Annotated in this window: 20 protein-coding genes and 1 pseudogene; 9 read left to right on the plus strand and 12 right to left on the minus strand. The window is 62.3% G+C overall.

The window, feature by feature from the left end:
• The first annotated feature begins 103 nt into the window (after nucleotides 1–103).
• Entirely contained in the window at nucleotides 104–1,456 is a 1,353-nt protein-coding gene (locus ACWGQ2_RS01460) for an MFS transporter (RefSeq protein WP_452013592.1), read from the plus strand.
• Between the two features lie 38 nt (nucleotides 1,457–1,494).
• Here ACWGQ2_RS01460 and purN read toward each other — a convergent pair whose 3' ends face one another.
• Nucleotides 1,495–2,073, minus strand: coding sequence for a phosphoribosylglycinamide formyltransferase (gene purN, locus ACWGQ2_RS01465; protein WP_452013595.1), 579 nt, complete (start codon nucleotides 2,071–2,073; stop codon nucleotides 1,495–1,497).
• A gap of 39 nt (nucleotides 2,074–2,112) precedes the next feature.
• Between purN and ACWGQ2_RS01470 the strand changes: the two genes are divergently transcribed.
• The gene (locus ACWGQ2_RS01470) at nucleotides 2,113–2,556 is read left to right on the plus strand and encodes a hypothetical protein (RefSeq protein WP_452013598.1); all 444 of its coding nucleotides are present in this window, start codon (nucleotides 2,113–2,115) and stop codon (nucleotides 2,554–2,556) included.
• Between the two features lie 80 nt (nucleotides 2,557–2,636).
• Here ACWGQ2_RS01470 and ACWGQ2_RS01475 read toward each other — a convergent pair whose 3' ends face one another.
• The 3 genes from ACWGQ2_RS01475 to ACWGQ2_RS01485 all read right to left on the minus strand — a co-directional run bounded on the left by ACWGQ2_RS01475 (nucleotide 2,637) and on the right by ACWGQ2_RS01485 (nucleotide 7,156).
• Nucleotides 2,637–3,956: a cell division protein PerM gene (locus ACWGQ2_RS01475; protein WP_452013600.1), complete on the minus strand. Its 1,320-nt coding sequence runs from the start codon at nucleotides 3,954–3,956 to the stop codon at nucleotides 2,637–2,639.
• A gap of 423 nt (nucleotides 3,957–4,379) precedes the next feature.
• Nucleotides 4,380–6,161, minus strand: coding sequence for a DUF222 domain-containing protein (locus ACWGQ2_RS01480; RefSeq protein ID WP_452013603.1), 1,782 nt, complete (start codon nucleotides 6,159–6,161; stop codon nucleotides 4,380–4,382).
• A gap of 242 nt (nucleotides 6,162–6,403) precedes the next feature.
• Nucleotides 6,404–7,156, minus strand: a complete 753-nt coding sequence (locus tag ACWGQ2_RS01485; protein WP_452013606.1) for a TSUP family transporter — start codon at nucleotides 7,154–7,156, stop codon at nucleotides 6,404–6,406.
• 22 nt (nucleotides 7,157–7,178) lie between these two features.
• Here ACWGQ2_RS01485 and ACWGQ2_RS01490 point away from each other — a divergent pair, with 22 nt between their 5' ends.
• Entirely contained in the window at nucleotides 7,179–7,808 is a 630-nt protein-coding gene (locus ACWGQ2_RS01490) for a DUF1684 domain-containing protein (protein ID WP_452013609.1), read from the plus strand.
• A gap of 21 nt (nucleotides 7,809–7,829) precedes the next feature.
• The gene (locus ACWGQ2_RS01495; RefSeq protein ID WP_452013612.1) at nucleotides 7,830–8,624 is read left to right on the plus strand and encodes an MSMEG_6728 family protein; all 795 of its coding nucleotides are present in this window, start codon (nucleotides 7,830–7,832) and stop codon (nucleotides 8,622–8,624) included.
• Nucleotides 8,625–8,652: 28 nt separating this feature from the next.
• On the opposite strand, the pseudogene ACWGQ2_RS01500 reads toward ACWGQ2_RS01495, so the two are convergent.
• The 7 genes and pseudogenes from ACWGQ2_RS01500 to ACWGQ2_RS01530 form a co-directional block, all read right to left on the minus strand.
• Nucleotides 8,653–9,384 (minus strand): annotated as a pseudogene (locus ACWGQ2_RS01500) (DUF6318 family protein).
• On the minus strand, nucleotides 9,365–10,048 hold the full coding sequence (locus ACWGQ2_RS01505; RefSeq protein WP_452013615.1) for a DUF6318 family protein: 684 nt from the start codon (nucleotides 10,046–10,048) through the stop codon (nucleotides 9,365–9,367). Before ACWGQ2_RS01505 ends, ACWGQ2_RS01500 begins: the two are co-directional and overlap by 20 nt.
• The gene (locus ACWGQ2_RS01510) at nucleotides 10,048–10,935 is read right to left on the minus strand and encodes a hypothetical protein (RefSeq protein WP_452013618.1); all 888 of its coding nucleotides are present in this window, start codon (nucleotides 10,933–10,935) and stop codon (nucleotides 10,048–10,050) included. Before ACWGQ2_RS01510 ends, ACWGQ2_RS01505 begins: the two co-directional genes overlap by 1 nt.
• A complete protein-coding gene (locus tag ACWGQ2_RS01515; RefSeq protein ID WP_452013620.1) occupies nucleotides 10,932–11,579 on the minus strand; it encodes a DUF6318 family protein in 648 nt (215 codons plus the stop codon). The genes ACWGQ2_RS01510 and ACWGQ2_RS01515 overlap by 4 nt, the downstream gene beginning before the upstream one ends.
• Before the next feature lie 39 nt (nucleotides 11,580–11,618).
• On the minus strand, nucleotides 11,619–12,050 hold the full coding sequence (locus tag ACWGQ2_RS01520; RefSeq protein ID WP_452013622.1) for a hypothetical protein: 432 nt from the start codon (nucleotides 12,048–12,050) through the stop codon (nucleotides 11,619–11,621).
• Nucleotides 12,051–12,517: 467 nt separating this feature from the next.
• Nucleotides 12,518–13,159, minus strand: coding sequence for a DUF6318 family protein (locus ACWGQ2_RS01525; RefSeq protein ID WP_452013625.1), 642 nt, complete (start codon nucleotides 13,157–13,159; stop codon nucleotides 12,518–12,520).
• A 113-nt stretch (nucleotides 13,160–13,272) separates the two neighbouring features.
• Nucleotides 13,273–13,866: a hypothetical protein gene (locus ACWGQ2_RS01530; RefSeq protein WP_452013627.1), complete on the minus strand. Its 594-nt coding sequence runs from the start codon at nucleotides 13,864–13,866 to the stop codon at nucleotides 13,273–13,275.
• A 383-nt stretch (nucleotides 13,867–14,249) separates the two neighbouring features.
• Here ACWGQ2_RS01530 and ACWGQ2_RS01535 point away from each other — a divergent pair, with 383 nt between their 5' ends.
• Nucleotides 14,250–15,695, plus strand: coding sequence for a stealth family protein (locus ACWGQ2_RS01535; protein ID WP_452013630.1), 1,446 nt, complete (start codon nucleotides 14,250–14,252; stop codon nucleotides 15,693–15,695).
• A 74-nt stretch (nucleotides 15,696–15,769) separates the two neighbouring features.
• Here the strand turns inward: ACWGQ2_RS01535 and ACWGQ2_RS01540 are convergent, their stop codons facing one another.
• Nucleotides 15,770–16,483: a FadR/GntR family transcriptional regulator gene (locus ACWGQ2_RS01540; RefSeq protein ID WP_452013632.1), complete on the minus strand. Its 714-nt coding sequence runs from the start codon at nucleotides 16,481–16,483 to the stop codon at nucleotides 15,770–15,772.
• 221 nt (nucleotides 16,484–16,704) lie between these two features.
• Here ACWGQ2_RS01540 and eat point away from each other — a divergent pair, with 221 nt between their 5' ends.
• The 4 genes from eat to ACWGQ2_RS01560 are packed head-to-tail and all read left to right on the plus strand — an operon-like array spanning nucleotide 16,705 to nucleotide 21,687.
• A complete protein-coding gene (gene eat, locus ACWGQ2_RS01545) occupies nucleotides 16,705–18,138 on the plus strand; it encodes an ethanolamine permease (RefSeq protein ID WP_452013634.1) in 1,434 nt (477 codons plus the stop codon).
• A gap of 27 nt (nucleotides 18,139–18,165) precedes the next feature.
• Nucleotides 18,166–19,545 carry a glutamine synthetase family protein gene (locus tag ACWGQ2_RS01550; protein WP_452014478.1) on the plus strand — a complete coding sequence of 460 codons (1,380 nt, stop codon included), beginning with the start codon at nucleotides 18,166–18,168 and terminating at the stop codon, nucleotides 19,543–19,545.
• Entirely contained in the window at nucleotides 19,532–20,335 is an 804-nt protein-coding gene (locus ACWGQ2_RS01555) for a gamma-glutamyl-gamma-aminobutyrate hydrolase family protein (protein ID WP_452013637.1), read from the plus strand. Before ACWGQ2_RS01550 ends, ACWGQ2_RS01555 begins: the two co-directional genes overlap by 14 nt.
• Complete coding sequence (locus ACWGQ2_RS01560; RefSeq protein ID WP_452013640.1) at nucleotides 20,332–21,687, plus strand: aldehyde dehydrogenase family protein; 1,356 nt, start codon at nucleotides 20,332–20,334, stop codon at nucleotides 21,685–21,687. Before ACWGQ2_RS01555 ends, ACWGQ2_RS01560 begins: the two co-directional genes overlap by 4 nt.
• The last annotated feature ends 3 nt before the right edge of the window (nucleotides 21,688–21,690 follow it).

Raw genomic sequence — 21,690 nt, forward strand, 5'->3', positions numbered from 1 at the left:
GCGAACATTACGGCGGCCGCGCGTGCAGCAGCTCCGGACGTTGTACAGTTTCCCCAGTTAGTGCATTTATGACTATAAGTCCCGGCGGAAGGCCAGCCCCTAAATGACAACGACCCATACCCTGCCTGCGGGCGACGAGGTGGTCCAGAACCTGCCGTGGCGCTGGCGGGTGCAGGGGAAGATCTTCCTGATCGGCGGGCTGGGCTTTATGTTCGATGCCTGGGACGTCACGCTGAACGGCATCCTCATTCCCCTGCTGTCCCAGGAATGGAATCTGGTGCCGGCGCAGGCAGCCTGGATCGGTACTGCGAACCTGCTGGGAATGGCTATTGGTGCCTTCCTGTGGGGTTCCATTGCGGATGCGATCGGCCGAAAGCAGGCCTTTACCGCGACGCTGCTGATCTTCTCCATCTTTACCGTGGCCGGCGCCTTTGCGCCGGACATCGCCTGGTTCTGTGTCTTCAGGTTCCTTGCCGGTGTGGGACTGGGCGGCTGTGTTCCGGTGGACTACGCCCTGGTTGGCGAGTTCACGCCGCGGAAGCAGCGCGGCCGGGTGCTGACTGCAATGGACGGCTGGTGGCCGGTGGGGGCTGCGCTGTGCGGAGTCACCTCCGCCGTCATCATGGCCACGGTCGCGGACTGGCGCTGGACCATGCTGGTCATGGTGATCCCGGCGCTGCTGGTCTTCTGGGTCCGCCGTTCCGTTCCCGAGTCCCCGCTGTTCCTGGTCCGCAAGGGCCGTACCGAGGAAGCCAGCGCCGTCATCAATGACCTGATCCGGCGTACCGGAGGAACCCAGACCGAGTGGCGGCTTCCAGAACCGGAGGCGGCGCAGAAGTTCTCCCTGAAGACCACCGGCAGCCAGCTGGCCGAGCTGTGGAAGAGCAATCCGAAATCCACGGTCACCGCGTGGTCGCTGTTTGTGACCGTGCTGCTGGTCTACTACCTGGCTCTGCAGTGGATGCCGAAGATCCTCGTGGATGCGGGGTATGCCGAGTACAAGGCGTTTCTGACGACGTCCGGCATGGCTGCAGTGGGCCTGCTGGGTGTTGTTGCTGCCGCCCTGCTGGTTGAACGGGTTGGGCGCAAATGGCTGCTCGGCATTACCGGTCCAGCGGCTGCCGCGTCATTGGTTGTGGTGGCCCTGGTGGTTGATGTTCCGGCTGCTGCGACTACCTGGCTGCTGATCTACGGGTTCGTGGTGCAGGTGGCGATTCCGGTGCTCTACACCTACGTTTCCGAGCTGTACCCCACACGGCTGCGTGCCAGCGGGTTTGGCTGGGCGTCTACTGCGTCCCGTGTGGGTGCAGGTTTTGGTCCATTGCTCTTTGTCTCCGTGCTGTGGCCGTATCTGGGCCTGCCGATGTCCTTTGCCGTGGCCGGACTGCTGGTGCTGGCTGCTGTCCTGTGGATGGCAAAGTTCTCGCCTGAAACCAGGGGCGCTGCACTGGACTAGGGTTCGCTGGGTTCGGTTCGCTCGAGCCGGTTGCCCGGCTAGAGTGCCGGAACGCCCTCTTTGCTGATCTTGGCCAGGGTCTCGATGAGCAGCCGGCGTTCCTGCACCTTGATGCGCTCGTGCAGGGTCTCCTCGGTATCGCCGTCGAGCACCTCCACCGCAGCCTGCGCCAGGATCGGACCGGTGTCCACACCGGCGTCGGCGATATGGACCGTGCAGCCAGTGACCTTCACTCCGTATGCCAGTGCGTCGCGGACACCGTGCGCACCCGGGAAGGACGGCAGCAGAGCGGGATGGGTGTTGACGTAGCGGCCTTCGAATGTCTCGATGAAGTGCTCATCAACAATCCGCATAAATCCCGAGGAGAGAACGATGTCCGGCCCGTAGGATGCGACCTTTTCGGTCAGTGCCCGGTTCCAGTCGGCACGGACCTCATAGTCCTTGAAGTTCACAACGAACGTTTCGTACCCGGCTGCAGCAGCGCGTTCGACGCCGTAGGTTCCGTTCCTGTCGGCACCCACAGCCGCGATTTCGACGTCGAGCTCCCCCGCTGCCACCGCATCGAGGACGGCCTGGAGGTTGGAGCCGGTGCCGGAAACGAGAACAACAATTCGCATGTGTCAACCTTAAGTCCAAGCGTCGCCTAGGCTTAATCCATGAATAACGACGGCCCTGAAGTACGCCCGCGACCGCCGTTTCCGCCGGCAACACGCAAACCTGAGCCCACGCCGGCCCAGTCGAAGCAAGCCCGGTCCTATCTGTGGGTGTTCATTGCCCTGCTGCTGGGAATGCTGATCAGCTCCGAGCTTGTGCTTCCCTGGAAGCTGCTCCCGCTTGCCCTGGGGATTGCGGCCCTGGTGGTTGGCATTATGACCATGGTGAAGGTGGTCCGTTACGGGCTGCACAGTGCGCTGCGTGTCATCATTTCGATGGGTCTGGCAGCAACAGCCTTCATGACTCTTGGGCTTGCTGCCATGGTGGCGTTGTGGCCGCTGACCGCCAAATATGAGAGCTGCATGCAGTCAGCGCTGACTGTCCAGGCTACGGAGACCTGCACCAAGGATTACCTGAGTTTCGGCGGGATGCTGCCTCAGCCGTAAGTGGTTTGGCGGATGGGTTGCCGTCCGTTTGCCCCGGTTGCTGACTGGCTCGGTTGTCTACTTGGCCCGGTTGTTACTGGTTAGCTCCGTGATCCGGCTGAGATAGCGGAGGGGCGTCTGGTCCGTTCACGCTCCAGCCAGGGTCCCACGGCATAGCCGATCACAACACCGACGGCGACTTCCGCAGCGATCCAGATTCCGGTCCAGAGGGGATCCGGGCCGATCTCCACGAACCGCCCAATCCCCAGTGAGCCTCGTGCAATGAGTGCCGCTGCGGCTGCCAGGAGTCCGGAGATCAGTCCGATCACGGCTCCGAGGCAGATGGTGGAGACGGCTGCCGTGAACCACCGCGCCCGGATCTTGATGGAGAGCCATTCGTCGAAGTGGTTCTCCCCCTCACGCAGGAACCACCAGCCTGCAAGTACTCCTGCCACCACGGGAATCAGCAGTGCTGCGTAGGCATATTCTGCTTGTCCGCTCGGCAGTGCTGCCAGCAGCGGGACAGCTGGCAGGGGGCCGACAGTTGTTTCCAGCGGACTAATGATGCTTCCGGTTCCGATGCTGAAGCCTGCTCCGGATGCCCAGGCAAGGGCCCAGACAACGAGGTTTGGCAGCAGTCCCAGCTGTGCGACGGTGAGGACGATGCCTCCGATGATTCCGGCGTCGAGCTTTTGGTACACCGTTGCGATTTCTGCCCAGCTCAGGGCCACAGCCACCACCAGGAGAACTGCTGAGAGTCCGATTGCTGCTGTAATGCCAACGACTCCGGCGCGGATGGCTGCCCACAGGTACGATCCTGCCCAGCGTGAGTGCTGGCTGGTCCGGGCGATCCAGTCTGTGAGGTCCACGCCGATTAGCCGGACCCAGGATCCGGCCTCCAATCTGGCGCCAACGATTACTCCGAGGCCTGCTGCGATGAGTGGTATCAGCGCTCCTGCCACAAGGGAGATGCGTACATCTTCATTTGCGGAGAAGTATGCAGCTGCCGTTCCAAGCAGGGCGTAGGTTCCCAGTGCTCCCAGTAGTGCCTGCCAGAGCTGGTCTGTGTAGCAGGCCCGTGCCAGTCGCCGTCCGGCTCTCCAGCAGAGGAAAAACGGTATGAGGGTCAGTCCCAGCGGAATAAGTGAGAGCAGCCCTCCGGAGGCTTCGGGCCCTACTGTTCCAGCCGGAAAGGTGAGCGACAGCGGAACTCCGTGCAGCAGCAGCCAGGCTTGTCCGCTCAGCCGTGCCAGGGATGCGTAGTCGCGGTCTGAGAACCCGTTTGCTGCCCACACTCCGGTTAGCGGCAGGATTACGACCAGGGCTGACAGCACTGCTGCCTGACCGAGTTCGAACATTCCCTGCAGCCAGAGCGGCATGGGCACCACACCCGGTTTCTTCGGGCGCTTAAAGAGTTTCATCGCTTTCTATCGTGCCATTCTGATGGGTCCCAGCAGTTGAGGGTGTGGGTGTGAGTCGAGGTTGGAGTTGTGATCCTGCACGCTCCAGCGCATTGTCCCCTTTAGACCCGCCAGGTTCACTTCAGAACACTGCCGTCTCCATCTCTACCACTGGTGCGGTAGCTGAGGACGAGTCAAAGCAGGACTGTACCGCTGCATTGTCTGTGCTGCCTGCACTGTCTGCGCTGCCTACACTGTCTGCGCCGGCTGCACCGTTCGAACCGTCTGCACCGTCTGCACCGTCTGCCAAGACTATTGAGACTTCTGGGTGTGAGACTCCGTCTGTCAGCTGCCGAACCGGGCTGTCCTGGCACCAAGTGAGACCGCGTAGCCGAACGTCGGAAGTGACGTTGCCTAGAAGTCGTGGCTCAGAAGGGACGTGACTCAGAAGGGAGGTGGCTCGTCGTCCGGTTGTTTGGCGTTCTGCCCGGGCGGCTCGCGGCGCTGTTTTGGTGGAGTGGGCATGGACGCCAGTGCTGGGTCGGTGGCGTACGTGCGCCCTGTGGGTGAGTCCCATTCGATGGTTCCGGGCTCTGATTGGCGTGCTTTCCAATGTCCGAGGGTTTTGAACCGGTGGTGTTTGGGACAGAGGTGTTCCAAGTTCGAGTGGTCGGTTGCTCCGCCGTGGGAGAACGGCGTGGTGTGGTCGATCTCCGCGTGGGTGACGCTCACTGAGCAGCCTGGGAATCTGCAGGTTCCGTCCCGTGCTTGGAGCCAGCGTTTGAGTCCGGCCGGGATGCGGCGTGTTCGTCCGACATTCAGGATTTCACCGGTGCTGGGGTCTTGGAGCAGGGGTGTCCAGTGCAGTGCCTCGAGGATCATGGCCCGTGCTGTCTCGGCACTGATGGGTCCGTAGCCGTTGAGCTCAGCGGGGTTCTCATCGACCCCGGCGAGGGTATCTGCGTTGACCAGGACCATGACCTCGGTGCGGACCTTTGAAGGGTTCTGGTTGCGGTTGCGGTGCCGTTCCGCCCGGCGAGGACGTTTCGCTTCCCTGTTCGTAGCGGCTTTGCGGTCGGCGGTTTTTTGTCCGCCTGTCCCAGTATCGTTTGCGGTATCCGTGGTGGGTTCGCCTTCGAGCAGCAGTGCGGTAAGGGTGTCGGCGCGGAGCTGGTCCATGGTTCGGGGGTCTCCGGCTCGTTTGCCGGCCTTGGCTGCACCGGTGAGGGCAGCGAACATGGACTGGCCCTTCTCAGCAGCGATGATGGCACTGAGGCAGGACATACCGTCAGGCAGCGGCTGGAGGTAAACGCGGCGTTTGTCCTTCGCCTGCCGGTGACGAACCGGAATGAGATCCGGAAACCGGGATTCCCGAAGCCTGCGGGCACGGCGGCCAAACCCCGCGGCGGTCCGGCCTTCCGCCTCTGTGAGCAGATCGCGCTCGAACGCGCCGCGGACAGTGAGCACCTCGGCGCCTGCCAGGACATCATCGGTTCCGGCTCCGCCTGCCGACGCTGCCCCTTTGTCAGCTGGTCCCGGTCCTCCGCCCTCACATCCCTCACTTCCGTCACCAGCTCCGTCCTCGGCGCCATCACCGGGTTCTCCATCGAGCCCGAGATCCAGCTGGCCCGGATCCCCGGCAGAGTGGTTTACGGCGGTGCCTGCCTCAACCCGGTCATCGGCGGCGGCCTGGACGTCCGGGACCTCGAGGACCTCGGTGGGGAGGTTATGGGTTTCTTCGAGGATGATCCGGGCGTGCTGCAGACCGATCTTGCCCTCGGCCAGGCGGGCAAGGGTCTCCGGAGCGTCAGTACACAACCTGGAGGATTCGCTGATGAGCTGCATGGCCGTCATGTGCGGAATGTTCAGGACGGTGGACGCTTCAGCAGCTGCGAGACTCAGGGCAAGGGCAGGCTCTTCCCGGCCGGATGCATCGGAAATGTCCCGGGCGAAAAGCACCTCCAAACGGGCCGCGGCATGTGCCTGCTGGGCCTGTGCCCAGGAGATCAGCATGCCAAGGCGCTGCAGAGCAGACACGGTTTCGTCATAGCCCAGGGACTCGGAACCACGGAACGACAACCGGCCAGCAAACCCCTCCGGCAAAGACAACACCGCCGCATCGTCGGAGGACGCCGGATCGGCGCAGAACACTGCACTGGCACCCGGCACACCGCTACGATCCCGGTCTGCTGACCGGGAAAACGGTGTGCCCGAGGAGCGGTTCATACCCCTAACTCTTTCAGCTGCCACTGACATTCAGAGGCCTAAATCGGCCCTTTTCAGGAGCACGAAATACCGGCGATTTACCCGCTTTTCCGGCAGGATTGGGCTCCACCTACGGGCCACGAAATGCGAGCTAAGTCAGCCCTGCACAGCCGGCGGACGCACAGTCCCAGCCCACCGCCCCTACGCGCCGCCGTCGGCCACCGCCCGTACGCACCGCCGTCGGGCACCGCCGCCCTGCCCTGCTACGCCACCAGGTCGATGATGCCCTTGACCATCGCTGCGCCGGCGCCGAGGAAGGCGATCACGATGACTGCGAAGCGGACGTGGTCGTCGCGGATGTGCTTCTGCAACCGCTCCCCCGCATAGATGCCACCAACAATCATCAGACCGATCAGCACCCAGGCAACAACACCAAACGGCGGCATCTGGCCCGGGTCAACAGTAAGTTTCACCGCGAGGGTCACCGTGGCAATGGTGACGAAAAAGGGCTGAAGCGTCGCGGCGAACGGCCGCTGCGGCCACCGCGCCATCACGGCATAGGCACTGACTGCAGGCCCGCCGACACCAGCAATAGCGTTGGTCACGCCCGAGGCAAAACCTGCGATTGCCTTCGCCGGGTTACCGGTGACGACCACCGAATTGCGTGCCAAGACCAGGGACGCGCCCAGAGCCACCAGGACGATCGCACCGACGATCACAGCCATCGGCGCTGCCGGCAAATACACAGCAGCGATCGACGCCGGAACACTCCCGATCCCGGCAGGAATCACCAGCCACCGGTACATGCTCCAGTCCACGTCTTTCCAGACCCGGAACATGATCAGCAGCGACGAAACCAGTCCGCACACATTCACCATCAGCACGCCGGCATGGGCGCCAAGGATGATCACCAGGAACGGCGAAATCAGAAGTGCGAACCCAAGTCCGGCGATCCGCTGGGCCAGCGCCCCAACAAAGATCGAAGCCAGCACAACAATTAGCAGTCCCGTAGTCACCCGAACACACTACGCTGGGGTCATGGTTTCCCCCGATTCGGCACTCCGGACGGCTGACTGGCGCCGTCGCATGTTCGACATATACGCACAGGTGCGCCGGGAGGCGGAGGCGGGCTCGCCGTCGTCGGCCCACGAACTCTGGCGCCGCGAGCGAGACGATCTGTTCGCCACCCACGCCGCGTCACCGCTGAGTGAGGACGCGAAAGAGCGTTTCCGGGGACTCGCCGTCGCGCCCTATGATCCGGAGCTGCGCTGCGAGGCAGCAATCGACGACGACGGCGCCGGGCAGCAGCTCGAAGTCCCCACAGGCACGGACGGGATGGTCTACTTCGAACGCCTCGGAACCGTTTCGACGCCGGTTGGCAGGCTGGCACTGTGGCGTCTTGCCACGTACGGAGGCGGGCTTTTCCTGCCGCTGCGCGACGGTCTGGCCGGCAAACCGGACGGAACGTACGGCGGCGGGAGGTACCTCCTGGACACGATCAAGGGGGCTCATCTCGGGGAAGCGCCGGGCGATTCCCTGATTCTGGATTTCAACTTTCTGTACAACCCGTCGTGCGCGTACGACGAACGCTGGGCATGCCCCCTGCCCGGGCCCGATAACCGTGTCGCTGAGCCTGTGTATGCGGGGGAACTGTATGCCGAGTACTAGTCCCTGCTGCGGAGGCTGAAGGTGCAGACGTTTCTTCCTTACGAGGATTTCCGGCGCAGTGCCGAAGTACTCGATTCGCCTCGGCTGGGCAAGCAGCGGGTGGAAACACTACAGATTCTGCGGGCGCTGGTGGTGCCCGATTACGGCTGGCAAAGTCATCCAGTGACGCGCATGTGGATGGGTTACGTGCCGGCTCTGACGCTGTACGGGCTGGCGATGACGGATACCTGGGTGGCGCGCGGGTATGCGGATACGGTGCGGGATCAGCTGGTTGAGTTCGCTCCCGACGCCGACGTCCGCAAGGTGCCTCTGCCCCCGTGGCTGGGTGATGCGCGTGTTCACGAGAGCCATCAGTCGAACCTGCTTGCCAAGGATCCTGTTTTCTATGCGGACCTGTTCCCTGGCACTCCCCCGGACCTGCCCTACGTCTGGCCGGAACCGGAAACTCTGCTGCTCCCCGCCGAACCGGTGAAAGATGCCTTGTGGGTGGCCCGGCCGGTGACCGGATGTGATGTGCCGGTGATCGAGCTGCAGATGCTGACCGCCCGGGGTAAGCCTGTGACGGGCAAGAAGGCCCGTGAGCTTGAGCGATTCCTGGATGTAATGGACGACGGCGATACGGTCGCTCTGCTCGGTCCGGACCGATCCGTTCTTGAGCTGGGAACGGTCGGCGGAGTTACCCTCACCAATGACACTGCCCGGCGTAATGTCGACATTTTCGGTAGCGTGAACCGTTCGGATTTCAGGTACCCGGCGCTGCTTCAGGATCCGCGGACGGTTTTCACTGTGCCTCGACCCGATGTTCCTGGGCATTAGCCCGGCCATCCGGTCAACACGGCAGTATCTAACCGCTGTGACTGATGGTCACCACATCGACAGCAGTCCATCCTCCCTCACCATAGGATGCTTCGATCATCTGTACAGAGGGACGCTCATTGCCGTCAACTGTTTTTTGAAACCCGGAAGGTCCATAGAACTCGAGGGGTTCCTGAATCATCTGCACAAGCACCTGTCGGAGACCGTCAGGGGTGAGCGCAAATGAGCTATCCACTCCTAGGACCGTTATCTCGGCTCCTGCTATCCAGTCTTCGCCTGTGAACCCACTCTCAACGGTTTCATAGAACGGCCCACACACGTAGCACTCTGGTCCACTGACGGATTTCAACAGCTACGCGTCGCCCGTCTCGTATCCGTAGTTGGCCAACTCATACCAGTGCCGGGCAAAGGCAATAAGCCCCTCCTTGGACTCGGCCTTCGCCTCTTCAGGCATCACAGGCAACGGAACGGTCTCCGCAGGACCCTCAGCCGACGCTGGCTTATACGTCGCGGAGGGAGAAGGCGTAGGAGAAACGGCCTCCATGACAGATGGGCTCGGAGACTGTGCCACGTCGGCGCCAGATCCGGAACATCCAGCAAGAAACGTCACTGAACCAGCCACCATAAGTGAAACCACAGCCAAACGTCGTTTAACAGGGCGCCCCAGCATCAGAACAGCTGACAGGAGGGTGACTATCTTGCCGTCGGGCCTCCAGCCACCTCTAATGAACTTCATACCGTCACATGCTTCGTAGTTCATCGACTATCCACTGATGGCCTTTGTAGTGTGCCTCCAACATCTGGACGACGGGTCGATCAGTTCCTGGATAATGGTCGTATATTCGGTTGTCGGGCCCCTGTAGTTCAAAGGCGTCCTGTTTGAATTGGACAAGAACCTGGTAGCGGCCTTCAGAGGTCAATACATACGCTGAGTCGATTCCCAGGACAGTAATATGCGCCCCAACGATCCAATCCGAGCTGTCGTACCCGTCTGAAACGACTCGGTAATAGCGCGAACAATCAGTGCATTCCGGCCGGCTCACCGTCTTGATCGGCTGGACGTCCCCGGTCTCATACCCGTAATTCACCAGCTCATACCAGTACCGCGCGAAAGCAATAAGCCCCTCCTTGGAGTCGACCTTCGCTTCCTCAGGCATGACAGGCAACGGAACATTCTCCGCAGGACCCTCAGCCGAGGCAGGCTTATACGTCGCTGACGGTGAAGGAGCAAGAGAAACAGTTTCACTGACAGATGCACTCGGAGACTGGGCGGCATCAGCACCAGGATCATCAGATCCGGAACACGCGCTTAGTGCCACCAGAGAACCAGCCACAACAAGAGAAACCGCAGCTAAACGGCGTCCAACACCAAGGCTGGATGTCAAAGCCTTCTTTATCCGTTGCAACATATGAGAGACGTACATCAGCAGCCAACTCCTGCCGGATTCACCAAGCAGTTATCTGCGACATTGCGGGATTCAGAACGCCATACGCTGAGGACCTGGGACGGAGAGGCAACTTCAGCTCGGCCGTCCATGGGAATCATGGGTCCCCCGTTCACCGAGTATTCACCCGAGAAGAAGGTCGTTACCGCCACCGGAAAATCACCTGTCTGGGAATACATGTGACTCGTTTCCGTCTGCTCTCCCCAGCGCGCCTCTGGCAAAGGTCCACCGGGAGTCGAAACCGGTCCATAATTCGTCCCGTCACCGTAATCAAAGGTGTACTCCGTAGGCTCGACCTCGATGCGGATGGACTGACCCAGCAGTTCCATCTCAAAAACCTGGCTCGATGCCTCAACATAAACGTTTGTGTTCGCGCCGATCAGAGTATGTGGGCTGGGCTGCAGAGTCATGGTTCCGGGCGCGATCGGAGCCTCTTGGAAGGCTGTAAGTACAGCTTCGCGGAGTCGCTCTTGGAAGGCAGCCGGGTCTTCTGAGTAGATGCAGGTAGGAACTTCACTCATTCGGGTCCATTCCGGGTTTTCATCTGCTCTCAACGCCGAAGACCACCAAACTAAGCGGCCATCCGGCCCCGCTGAGCACTCGAGCCCGTATCGAACAAAGCAACTCACGTCGCCGTCGTTATCGTCAAAACACGCAGCCTCATATTTGTATTGCATAGGGTCTTCCGCCAAACCAGTTTGAAACGTTCCCCAGACACCTGTCGACGGATCCTGGTAGTAAGTGGCCCGTCCTTCTACAGTGCCCCCTCCTCCGAGATCTCCTTCCCCTTCGCCTCCGGCTGCCACAACCATCCTGATGGCTAGAGCCGCGGCGAGGAACGGTAACGCAGCCGGTCGAAGGATCATGGCATTTGCCTTATGGTGACCACATCCGTGGCAATCCATGATCCTTCATGAAAGTGGGCGTCCATCAACTGGACGTATACGTTCCCCTCGCCAACTGTCCGTGAAAAAGAGTTGGATTCGTAAACGTCGATCGGGACCTGCTTGAACATCACGAGTACTTGTCGGGCACCTGACTCGGTTAGCGCGTATTCGGATGCCACCGAACTCACTTCGATCTGCCCTCCTGCAGCCCAATTCTCACCTTCGTACCAAGTTTCGAGGGTCGAATATGCTCCATTACAAGCAGTGCAGTCCGGTCCGCTGACAGACTTCAGCGGCTCCACATCCCCCGTTTCGTACCCGTAATTAGCCACCTCATACCAGTACCGTGCGAAAGCAATAAGTCCCTCCTTGGACTCGACCCTCGCCTCCTCAGGCATCACAGGCAACGGAACATTCTGCGCAGGACCCTCAGCAGACGCAGGCTTATACGTCGCCGACGGTGAAGGCGTAGGAGCAGGAGCAACAGTTTCACTGACAGATGCACTCGGAGACTGGGCAGCATCAGCACCAGGATCATCAGATCCGGAACACCCAGTCAGAACCACCAAAGAACCAGCAAAAGCAACCGCAGCTAAACGGCGTCGAACACGAAAACTAGACATCAAAGCCCCTTATCCGTTGCACCATATGAGAGTCGCGCATCAGCAGCCGACTCCTGCTGGATTTATCAAGCAGTTATCAGCGACGTTGCGCGATTCCGAGCGCCACACACTGAGAACCTGGGCCGGAGACTCAATTTCAGCGCGTCCGTCCATAGGAATCGTGGGTCCGCCGTTGACGGAATATTCGCCGGAGAAAAATATCGTCACGCTCACGGGGAAATCACCGGTCTGGGAATACATGTGGCTCGTCGCAGTCTGCTCACCCCAGCGTGCTTCTGGCAGAGGTCCGCCGGGTGTTGATACCGGCCCGTAACTTGTGCCATCACCATAATTGAACGTGTACTCCGTAGGCTCCACCTCGATGCGGATGGACTGACCCAGCAGTTCCATCTCAAAAACCTGGCTCGATGCCTCAACATAAACGTTTGTGTTCGCGCCGATCAGAGTGTGTGGGCTGGGCTGCAGAGTCATGGTTCCCGGCGCGATCGGAGCCTCTTGGAAGGCTGTAAGTACCGCTTCGCGGAGTCGCTCTTGGAAGGCTGCTGGATCCTCTGAGTAGATACAGCTGGGGGCGTCACCTAGGCGGGGCCAAGTTTCGGGATCTGTGGCTCGTAATCCAGAGAACCACCACACCAACCGACCGTCTTCTGAAGCAGTACACGTCGCCGCCTGGTTCAGGCACGTCAGGTCACCAGAGTTTTGGTCATCGAAACACGCAGGCTCAAAACGATATCCGTTAGGGTCGTCCGGGATCCCTACTTGCACACTCGTCCACACTCCAGAGTCATGTTGGTACCACTCGCCAACGACATTCCCATCGTGGAACGACGAATCTCCACTCCCTTTTTCTTCGCTGGAAGCGACGGCCGGTGTTGGAAACGTAGTCATCAAAACCAAAGTGAATAAGGCGCCCCATCGTATTGTCGTAGCCTGTCGCATTACATACTCGACAATTGTTCGACGATCCAATGATCCTTCTCGTAGCGTGCCTCCAATATCTGGACGACGGGCCTTTCACTTCCGGGGTCAATTCCATACTCCGCCCCACCTGGACCGTAGTACTCAACCGGCTCCTGCGTGAACTGGATCAGCACTTGATACAGGCCAGCCGGTGTAAGCACATAGTCGCTGTGGACACTCCTGAAATCGATCAGAGAGCCGGCCATCCAATCGTCGTCACTATAACCGCGATCGACAACACCGAAGTATCGATTACAGTCAGTGCAGTCCGGCCCGCTCACCGCCTTAACCGGCCCCACATCCCCGGTCTCATATCCGTAATTCACCAGCTCATACCAATACCGCGCGAAAGCGATAAGCCCCTCCTTGGACTCGACCTTCGCCTCCTCAGGCATCACAGGCAGCGGAACATTCTCCGCAGGACCCTCAGCAGAGGCAGGCTTATACGTCGCTGACGGTGAAGGAGTAGGTGTAGGAGAAACCGACTCAGCGACAGATGCGCTCGGAGACTGGGCAGCATCCGCACCAGGATCATCAGATCCGGAACACGCACTTATCGCCGCCAAAGAACCAACAAGAGAAACCGCAGCTAAACGGCGTCGAACACCAGGACTGGACATCAGAACCCCCGTGATAGGCAAGGCAGCGTGCGGTAGATCCTACTCAAACTGGCGCACAGCATACTTACTTATCCACAGGACACCACAGCAGAAGAGCAACAAGCCCAAAAAGTTCAGTCAGTACTGCGCAAGGACACAAGCATCCGCTTCACATCACGGAACTCGTCCGAGCCGGCATACGCCGCAGCCTTCTCCAGATGGGCCGAAACATCAGAACCCGCATCAGGAGGGACCACACCGGAAAACCGGCCACCGCTGGACTCAGTCAGGGTGAAGAAATCAAACAAGCCGCAGGAAGCCTGCTCGGCAGTCGGAGGCGGAGCACTGACAACCGCATAGGAAACCAGAGCTTCACCAGCTGACGGAGCAACAGAGTGGTACACAAAACGCTGGGAGGTGCCCTGGGCTGACTTCAGCTCCGGCATCGGCTGGGAATCGTACTCCGTATACGTGACCGGCTCCTGCATGCCCATACATACCTGATCGGTAATAATCCCGGTGTCGAGCCAGGCCATCAAAGCGCCGTCGGCATCGTAGACATGGTAGGAAACACCGCCGGCAGGATCATTCGCCAACGCAGCAACTTCACGAACTGACCAGTCAGGAGGGTATTCAAACTCAAGGGAAGCCGAGTCAATTTTCTGGACAGACCAGGCCGGATCCGACGGGTCTGGAACTGCACAGGACTGCACAGCCAAGGCCGCCATTACGGCGCCTGCGAACAGGGTGTTACGGTATCTCACATCGGCTCCCGGAGGTTTCCGCGTGCTAAGCATCAATGCTACGCAGCCCCGCCAGCGCCGCCCATAGCATCCCGCGGTTTCCCAGCCCCGGCACGGCACCAAACCGGCCAGAGCACACCGAGGGTCCAGCTACCTGTGCAGCGTCGCACGCTTCCCCTTTTTCAGCGCCTTAACGGCTCGACCCCTCGGAGGCTCCAATTACCGACATCACAGCTGAGCACGACGTTTACTTCGGCACGCCCGAAGAAACCACAGAGACAGAAGACCTCCAAACAGCATCCCTGGCAGTCATCGAACGGGTAGAACACCGGCCGAACGTTCGCAAGATCAAGGGCCGGCTGACACTTATGGACACCGGTCTGACCCCGCACCAGGCAATGGTGGAAGACCTGCTGTTTGTGCGCCGTGTACTGGACGACGCCGGAATCGACTACCTGCTGGTCCGCGGCAACGACCAGCGCCCCGTAATCGCCATCGACCTTCAGCTGCGCGAAGACCTGCGCCGCGCCCTGGTCGAAGCCTGCCGGGATGAACCCTTCTACTCACGCAGCGTAGACACCGAAAAGTCCCGGACAGTACTGGTGGCCGACGGCGATCTCTCGCCGCACCAGAAAACCCGCATCATCCGGCTGTTCCGGCCGCGCGGCACCAGCGGAACCAACCTCGTCTTCGGACCCTCCGCCGGCGTCCAGGTTGAGCTCTGGGAGCTTGGGGAAAAGGAAATCACCCTTCCGGTGGAAAACTCCCTGACCCGGCGCACCCTGCCCGCCGCAGAAGTTGTCCGCGGAAAGGTAGACAAGCACGGCCTGATCTGGCCGACGATCGAGAACATGTTCGCGGACCATGCCACGGACATCAGGTTCGACGTCGATCTGGTCTTCTCCTGGGTGGACGGCAGTTCACCGGAATACCGGGCCCGGCGCGCAGCACTGATGCAGGACGCCGTAGTCGGCGAAGGCGATGACCATGAAGCCCGTTACCGCCAGATCAACGAACTCAAGTACGCCCTGCGCTCGGTGTACATGTTTGCCCCTTGGATCCGGCGCATCTTCATCGCCTCGGATTCCCCACGCCCGGACTGGCTGGCTGACCACCCGTCCGTCACGTTTGTGCCGGCAATCGAACACTTCCGCGACCCGTCCGTGCTGCCCACCTTCAATTCGCAGGCCGTAGAATCCCAGCTGCAGCACATCCCCGGGCTCTCCGAACACTTCCTGTATTCCAATGACGACATGTTTTTCGGCCGCCCCGTAGGACCGGACCTGTTTTTCTCCCCCGGCGGGATCACCAAGTTCATCGAAGCCAGCACCCGCATCGGCCTCGGCGCCAACGACCCCGAACGCAGCGGCTTCGAAAACGCCGCACGCGTGAACCGCATGCTGCTCTGGGAACGCTTCGGCCGCATCACCACACGCCACCTCGAGCACACCGCAGCGCCGCTGCGCAAAAGTGTCCTTGTGGAAATGGAAGCCGTGTTCCCCGAAGAATTCGCGGCCACGGCGGCAAGCAAGTTCCGCGCAAAGGACAACATCTCCGTCACGAACTCGCTGTACCACTACTACGCGCTGCTCACCGGACGTGCCGTCACGCAGGAAACCGCGAAGGTGAAGTACGTGGACACCACGTCCTATCAGGGCCTGAAGTCCATGGACCGGCTGCTGGCCAAACGGAACAAGGACCTCTTCTGCCTCAACGACGGGTCCTTCCCCGAAGTCTCCGCCGAAGAGCGCACCGAACGGGTCACTGACTTCCTGGAGAAGTACTTCCCCATCAAGGCGCCCTGGGAAAACTAAGAAGACAGCAAAGCACGACGGCGGCACCCGCCTCCCACGGGGAGGGCCGGGTGCCGCCGTAGTAGTTTCGAGCGCTACCCCAGGAACCCGCGCAGCAGCCGCTCAGTTCCTTCAAGGTGCGCCATAGCGGCAGCCTCGGCAGCATCCGCATCTCCGCGCAGCACAGCATCCACGAGCTCCCGGTGCTGGGCCTGGGAATGGTCCAGGTTGGCCTGCAGCAGCGGAATCCGGTCCAGAAGATCACTGGCCTGGGCACGGACCTCGGCAACGGCAGCCACCAGGCGCGACGAACCTGACAGTTCAGCAACGGCGATGTGGAACCGGGCATCTTTCGGGCGGAAAGTATCCGTGGAGGCGTGGTCCACTTCCTCCAGCGCCGCCAGCAGATGCCCGCGCGCAGCAGGGGTCAGCGTCGCTTCGGCCGCAAGCCGGGCCGCAGCCGACTCCACCACCCGGCGGAACAGCAGTACGTCTTCCAGGTCCCCCGCATCACCCTGGCTCACAGGCACGGGCTCGGGCAGGACCTCCGCGGCGAAGGTTCCGCCGTAGCGTCCGCGCCGTGACTCCAGGTATCCCGCGGACTGAAGCTCTGCGAGCGCCTCGCGCAAAGTAGCCCGGGAAACACCCAGCTGGGCGGCAAGCTCACGCTCGGGCGGAAGCCGGGAGCCGGCGGCGTAGATGCCGAGCTTGAGGTTCTCCAGCACCCGCTCCACGGTCTCTTCAAACGCGTTGCCGCGGCGCACGGGCCGCATTGGCAGCGCCCCGGAGTCGAAATGCGGCATGCCCATGCGGGAAGTCTAAGCCCTAAAACACTCAAATCAGGCCAATAAAAATGTTCGTTGAACTATTGACGGGCAGCGGTCTCTAGCCGCAGACTCTTCACCAACCTTCATGGACTGAAATCAGTCCATTGTGCGCCCAGTGCGCCTGCGTCCGGCTACACCAGCTTTTGCTCCACGCGGTTTGTTCCTGCACCGTCCGGCTTCACTGAACGAACGAGGAAGACAGCATGGCTAAATCCCGGGTCGACTACACAAAAGTCGGCGCTAACTACATGAGCCAGCGGCAGCTCAAGCGCGGCGCGGCAGGCTGGATCCTGCTGGCAGGCCTGGGCGTCGCCTACGTGATTTCCGGAGACTTCTCCGGCTGGAACCTCGGCCTGGCCCAGGGGGGCTGGGGCGGACTGCTCATCGCCTTCGTCCTCATGGGAATCATGTACACGTGCATGGTCTTCGGGCTGGCCGAGCTCTCCTCCACGCTGCCGACCGCAGGGGCAGGCTACGGCTTCGCGCGGCGGGCCCTGGGACCGCTGGGCGGCTTCGCAACCGGCATGGCCGTGCTGATCGAATACGCTGTGGCGCCGGCTGCCATCGCCACCTTCATCGGCGGGTACATAGAAGCGCTGGGGCTGTTCGGCCTGACCAACTCCTGGCCGGTCTACCTGGTCACCTACGCCGTCTTCATCGGCATCCATCTGCGCGGAGTGGGCGAGGCGCTCAAGCTGATGTTCGTCATCACCGCCATCGCCGTCCTGGCGCTGGTCGCCACCGTGGTGGGCCTGGTTCCCAAGTTCGACGCCGCCAACCTGTTCGACATTGTGCCCACGGACGCTGCCGGAGCGAGTTCCTTCCTCCCCATGGGCATTGCCGGTGCCCTGGCCGCCCTGGTCTACGGCATCTGGTTCTTCCTCGCTGTGGAAGGCGTCCCACTGGCCGCCGAGGAGACGGCAGACCCCAAGCGGGACATGCCCCGCGGCATCATTGCGGCCATGGCGATCCTGCTGGTCTTCGGTGCACTGATGCTGGTGCTCGTGCCAGGAGCCGCCGGTGCCGAGGCCATGAGCACCTCGGACAATCCGCTGCCTGAGGCCCTGCGCATCGCCTACGGCGGCAACACGTTCCTGGCCGACTTCGTGAACTACGCCGGGCTGGCCGGACTGGTGGCCAGTTTCTTCTCCATCATGTACGCCTACTCCCGGCAGCTCTTCGCCCTCTCCCGCGCCGGTTACCTGCCGCGCTGGATGTCCCTGACCACCCGGTGGCGCACCCCGTACATGGCGCTGATTGTCCCGGGCACCATCGGCTTCCTGCTCGCAGCGATCACCGGTGACGGCGGGCTGCTGATCAACATCGCCGTCTTCGGCGCAACGGTCTCCTACGTGCTGCTGAACCTCTCCCACATAGTGCTCCGCCGGCGCGAACCGGACCTGCCGCGCGGCTACCGCACCCCTGGCGGAGTGGTGACCACCGGCGTCGCGCTGGTCCTGGCGGTAGTGGCCGTAGTGGCGACCTTCGTAGTGGATGTGCTGGCCGCTTCGATTACCGCGGGCATATTTGTAGCCGCGCTGGCCTACTTCTGGTTCTATAGCCGCCATCATCTGGTCGCCAGCGCCCCGGAGGAGGAATTCGCCCAAATCACCGAGGCCGAATCGGAAATCCGTTAGGAACAAAACGTGGGAAGCGGACAGAGCATGAAGCAGCAGGAGCAGAAACTACCGCCCAACGGGCTGGACATCGAAGAACTGCGCGAACGCACCGAAGCGGGCAGCATCGACACCGTGATCGTAGCGATCACGGACCATCTGGGCAGGCTGCAGGGCAAACGGTGCGGCGCGAAGTCCTTCCTGGAGGACGTCTACCCGCACGGAGCGGAGGGCTGCAACTACCTCCTCGCAGTGGATGTGGATATGAACACCATTGACGGGTACGAGTCCTCCTCGTGGGAGAACGGCTACGGAGACCTGGTGATGCGCCCGGACATGGAGACACTGCGCCTGGTGCCCTGGCTGCCCGGCACCGCCATAGTCCAGTGCGATGTGCTGCACACCGACGGCACTCCCCTGGCGCCCTCGCCGCGGCAGATCCTGCGCCGCCAGCTGGACCGGTTGGAGGAACTTGGCTACCGGGCCTACATCGGCACCGAACTGGAGTTCATCCTCTTTGATGACAGCTACTCCTCTGCCTGGGACCGCGAGTACACCGGCATGCAGGCCGCGAGCCGGTACAACGTGGATTACTCGCTGCTGGCCACCTCCCGGCTGGAACCGGTGCTGCGCGCCATCCGCACCGGCATGGAAGGCGCCGGCATGGTGGTTGAATCCTCCAAGGGCGAATGCAACTACGGGCAGCAGGAAGTCACCTTCCGCTTCGACGAAGCCATGCGCACCTGCGACAACCACGCCTTTTATAAGACCGGCGCCAAGGAAATCGCGGACCAGCAGGGCAAGAGCGTCACGTTCATGGCGAAATTCAACGAACGCGAAGGCAACTCCTGCCACATTCACTTCAGCCTCCGGGACCTCGACGGCGAACCGGTGTTTCCCGGAGACGGTGAGCACGGTTTCAGCCCGGTTATGGAACACTTCCTCGCCGGGCAGCTGGCAGCGCTGAAGGAACTGACCTACTTCCTGGCCCCCAATGTGAACTCCTACAAGCGGTTCGTGGAAGGCAGCTTCGCACCCACCGCGATTGCATGGGGCTTGGACAACCGCAGCTGCGCGCTGCGCGTAGTGGGCCACGGTTCCGGAATGCGCAGCGAAAACCGGGTGGGCGGCGGCGACCTGAACCCGTACCTGGCCACTGCGGCCCTGGTGGCAGCGGCCATCCACGGCATTGAAAACCGGCTGCCGCTGGAACCGGTCACCGCCGGCAACGCCTACACCACCGGAGCGGACCGGCTGCCGACGACGCTGCGGGCCGCCCGTGATCTGCTGGCCGGCAGTGAGATGGCCCGCAAGGCCTTTGGCGACGACGTCGTCGCCCACTATGTGCACGCGGCCGACGTCGAGCTGGCCGCCTTTGAATCCGCCGTCACCGACTGGGAGCGCAAGCGTGGTTTTGAGCGGCTCTGAGCGTCCGGCCCCCGGAGGTGCCGCGCGGCCGCTGATCGGCATCACCACCTACTACCAGGAAGCGGCCTGGGGCGTCTGGAAAGGAACCGCCGCCCTGATCCCGGCAACCTATGTGGAGGCCGTCGCCGCCGCGGGTGGTGTTCCGGTGCTCCTGCCCCCGGTTGCCACCGGAGTGCATGTGCTGGACAGCCTGGACGGGCTCATCACCGCGGGCGGGACGGACGTGGACCCAGCGGAGTACGGGCACGAGCGGCATCGACTAACGGTCAGCCAGCCGCAGCGGGATGCCCACGACCTGGCGCTGACCAGGGCCGCCCTTGAACGGGGCCTGCCGCTGCTGGCGATCTGCCGGGGAGCGCAGGTCCTGAACGTGGCCCTCGGCGGCACCCTGATTCAGCACCTGCCCGATGTCCGCCCGGAAGCGAACTACCAGCTCTCCCCCGGCGTCTTTGGGGAGGTTGGGTTCACGACCACCCCGGGCAGCCTCATCGCGTCCCTGCTCGGCCCGCAGGCCAGTGCCCCCTGCTACCACCACCAGGGCATCGCCGAACTGGGCCACGGGCTGGTGGTCACCGCGGTGGCGCCGGAAGGCACCATCGAAGCCGTGGAATTGCCCGACGGCGGCAGCTGGGTGCTGGGGGTTCAGTTCCATCCCGAGCAGAATCCCGACGATTTGCGGCTGTTCCGCGGATTCGTCGCGGCGGCCGCCCGGTGGTCCGGCGAAGGCGCCAACGAAGGCAACGCCGGCCCTGTCCCGCACACGTCGACAGCACAAGGAGCCCGCAGGTGAGCACGCCCATCCTGAACCCCGCCACGGAGGAAATCATCACCACCGTGGCACCGCTGGACCTGGACGCCACCGATGCGGCCATCAACGCCGCTGCACGCGCCTTTGAAACCTGGCGGAACACCGGCCCCTCGGACCGTGCCCGCTTGCTGCGGCGCTTCGCCGCCGCCGTGGACGCAGACCTGGAGAACCTGGCGGCACTGGAAGTGGCTAACGCCGGACACACGCTCGGGAACGCACGATGGGAAGCCGGCAACGTCCGGGACGTGCTGAACTACTACGCCGGTGCCCCGGAGCGGCATACCGGTGCGCAGATCCCGGTGGACGGCGGCATCGACGTCACCTTCCACGAGCCCCTGGGCGTGGTGGGTGTGATCGTCCCGTGGAACTTCCCCATGCCCATCGCAGGGTGGGGCTTCGCACCCGCACTGGCTGCGGGAAACACCGTGGTCCTCAAACCGGCTGAGCTGACCCCGCTGACCGCGCTGCGGCTGGCCGAGCTCGCTCTCGAGGCAGGTATCCCCGAGGGCGTGTTCCAGGTGCTGCCGGGCAAGGGATCGGTGATCGGCGAGCGCTTTGTCACCCATCCGGCCGTCCGCAAAGTCGTGTTCACCGGATCCACGGAGGTGGGCAAGCAGATCATGGCCGGCTGCTCCGCCCAGCTGAAACGGGTGACCCTGGAACTGGGCGGCAAGAGCGCCAACATCATCTTCGACGACGCAGACCTGGAACAGGCCGCCGCCGCAGCGCCCGGGGGTGCCTTCGACAACGCTGGACAGGACTGCTGCGCCCGGTCCCGGGTTCTGGTGCAGGCCGGGGTGTACGAACGGTTCCTGGAACTGCTCGAACCGCACGTCACGGGGCTCCGGGTAGCCGACCCCCGGCTCCAGGACTCAGCCATGGGTCCGCTGATTTCTTCCGCACAGCGCGACCGGGTGGCCGGATACGTGGCGGCAGACGACGTCGTTATCCAGGGCCAGGCACCGGAAGGGCCGGGATTCTGGTTCCCGCCGACTGTCCTGGCACCGGCGCCGGGCAGTCCGTCCCTGCGCGAGGAGATCTTCGGACCGGTCCTTGCCGTCGTTCCGTTCACGGATGAGGAGGACGCCGTCCGGATTGCCAACGATTCGGACTACGGACTCTCCGGTTCAATCTGGACGCGGGACCTGGGGCGTGCCCTGCGCACCTCCCGGGGTGTGGAAGCCGGGAACCTCTCCGTGAACTCGCATTCTTCCGTGCGCTACTGGACGCCGTTTGGCGGCTTTAAGCATTCGGGGCTCGGCCGGGAACTGGGCCCGGACGCCCTGGACGCGTTCACGGAAACCAAAAACGTCTTCATTGCCACCGGCCGGTAACGG

This window comes from Arthrobacter sp. NPDC055585 (assembly GCF_053619115.1).

Excerpts from the sequence above, each read along its gene's own strand:
- ACWGQ2_RS01480 (WP_452013603.1), bottom strand. The coding sequence starts at position 6,161 with ATGAACCGCTCCTCGGGCACACCGTTTTCCCGGTCAGCAGACCGGGAT.
- ACWGQ2_RS01475 (WP_452013600.1), bottom strand. The coding sequence starts at position 3,956 with ATGAAACTCTTTAAGCGCCCGAAGAAACCGGGTGTGGTGCCCATGCCG.
- ACWGQ2_RS01520 (WP_452013622.1), bottom strand. The coding sequence starts at position 12,050 with ATGACTCTGCAGCCCAGCCCACACACTCTGATCGGCGCGAACACAAAC.
- eat (WP_452013634.1), top strand. The coding sequence starts at position 16,705 with ATGGCTAAATCCCGGGTCGACTACACAAAAGTCGGCGCTAACTACATG.
- purN (WP_452013595.1), bottom strand. The coding sequence starts at position 2,073 with ATGCGAATTGTTGTTCTCGTTTCCGGCACCGGCTCCAACCTCCAGGCC.
- ACWGQ2_RS01460 (WP_452013592.1), top strand. The coding sequence starts at position 104 with ATGACAACGACCCATACCCTGCCTGCGGGCGACGAGGTGGTCCAGAAC.
- ACWGQ2_RS01510 (WP_452013618.1), bottom strand. The coding sequence starts at position 10,935 with ATGATCCTTCGACCGGCTGCGTTACCGTTCCTCGCCGCGGCTCTAGCC.
- ACWGQ2_RS01505 (WP_452013615.1), bottom strand. The coding sequence starts at position 10,048 with ATGTACGTCTCTCATATGTTGCAACGGATAAAGAAGGCTTTGACATCC.
- ACWGQ2_RS01550 (WP_452014478.1), top strand. The coding sequence starts at position 18,166 with ATGAAGCAGCAGGAGCAGAAACTACCGCCCAACGGGCTGGACATCGAA.
- ACWGQ2_RS01515 (WP_452013620.1), bottom strand. The coding sequence starts at position 11,579 with ATGTCTAGTTTTCGTGTTCGACGCCGTTTAGCTGCGGTTGCTTTTGCT.
- ACWGQ2_RS01535 (WP_452013630.1), top strand. The coding sequence starts at position 14,250 with ATGGACACCGGTCTGACCCCGCACCAGGCAATGGTGGAAGACCTGCTG.
- ACWGQ2_RS01470 (WP_452013598.1), top strand. The coding sequence starts at position 2,113 with ATGAATAACGACGGCCCTGAAGTACGCCCGCGACCGCCGTTTCCGCCG.
- ACWGQ2_RS01540 (WP_452013632.1), bottom strand. The coding sequence starts at position 16,483 with ATGGGCATGCCGCATTTCGACTCCGGGGCGCTGCCAATGCGGCCCGTG.
- ACWGQ2_RS01490 (WP_452013609.1), top strand. The coding sequence starts at position 7,179 with ATGGTTTCCCCCGATTCGGCACTCCGGACGGCTGACTGGCGCCGTCGC.
- ACWGQ2_RS01525 (WP_452013625.1), bottom strand. The coding sequence starts at position 13,159 with ATGTCCAGTCCTGGTGTTCGACGCCGTTTAGCTGCGGTTTCTCTTGTT.
- ACWGQ2_RS01530 (WP_452013627.1), bottom strand. The coding sequence starts at position 13,866 with ATGGCGGCCTTGGCTGTGCAGTCCTGTGCAGTTCCAGACCCGTCGGAT.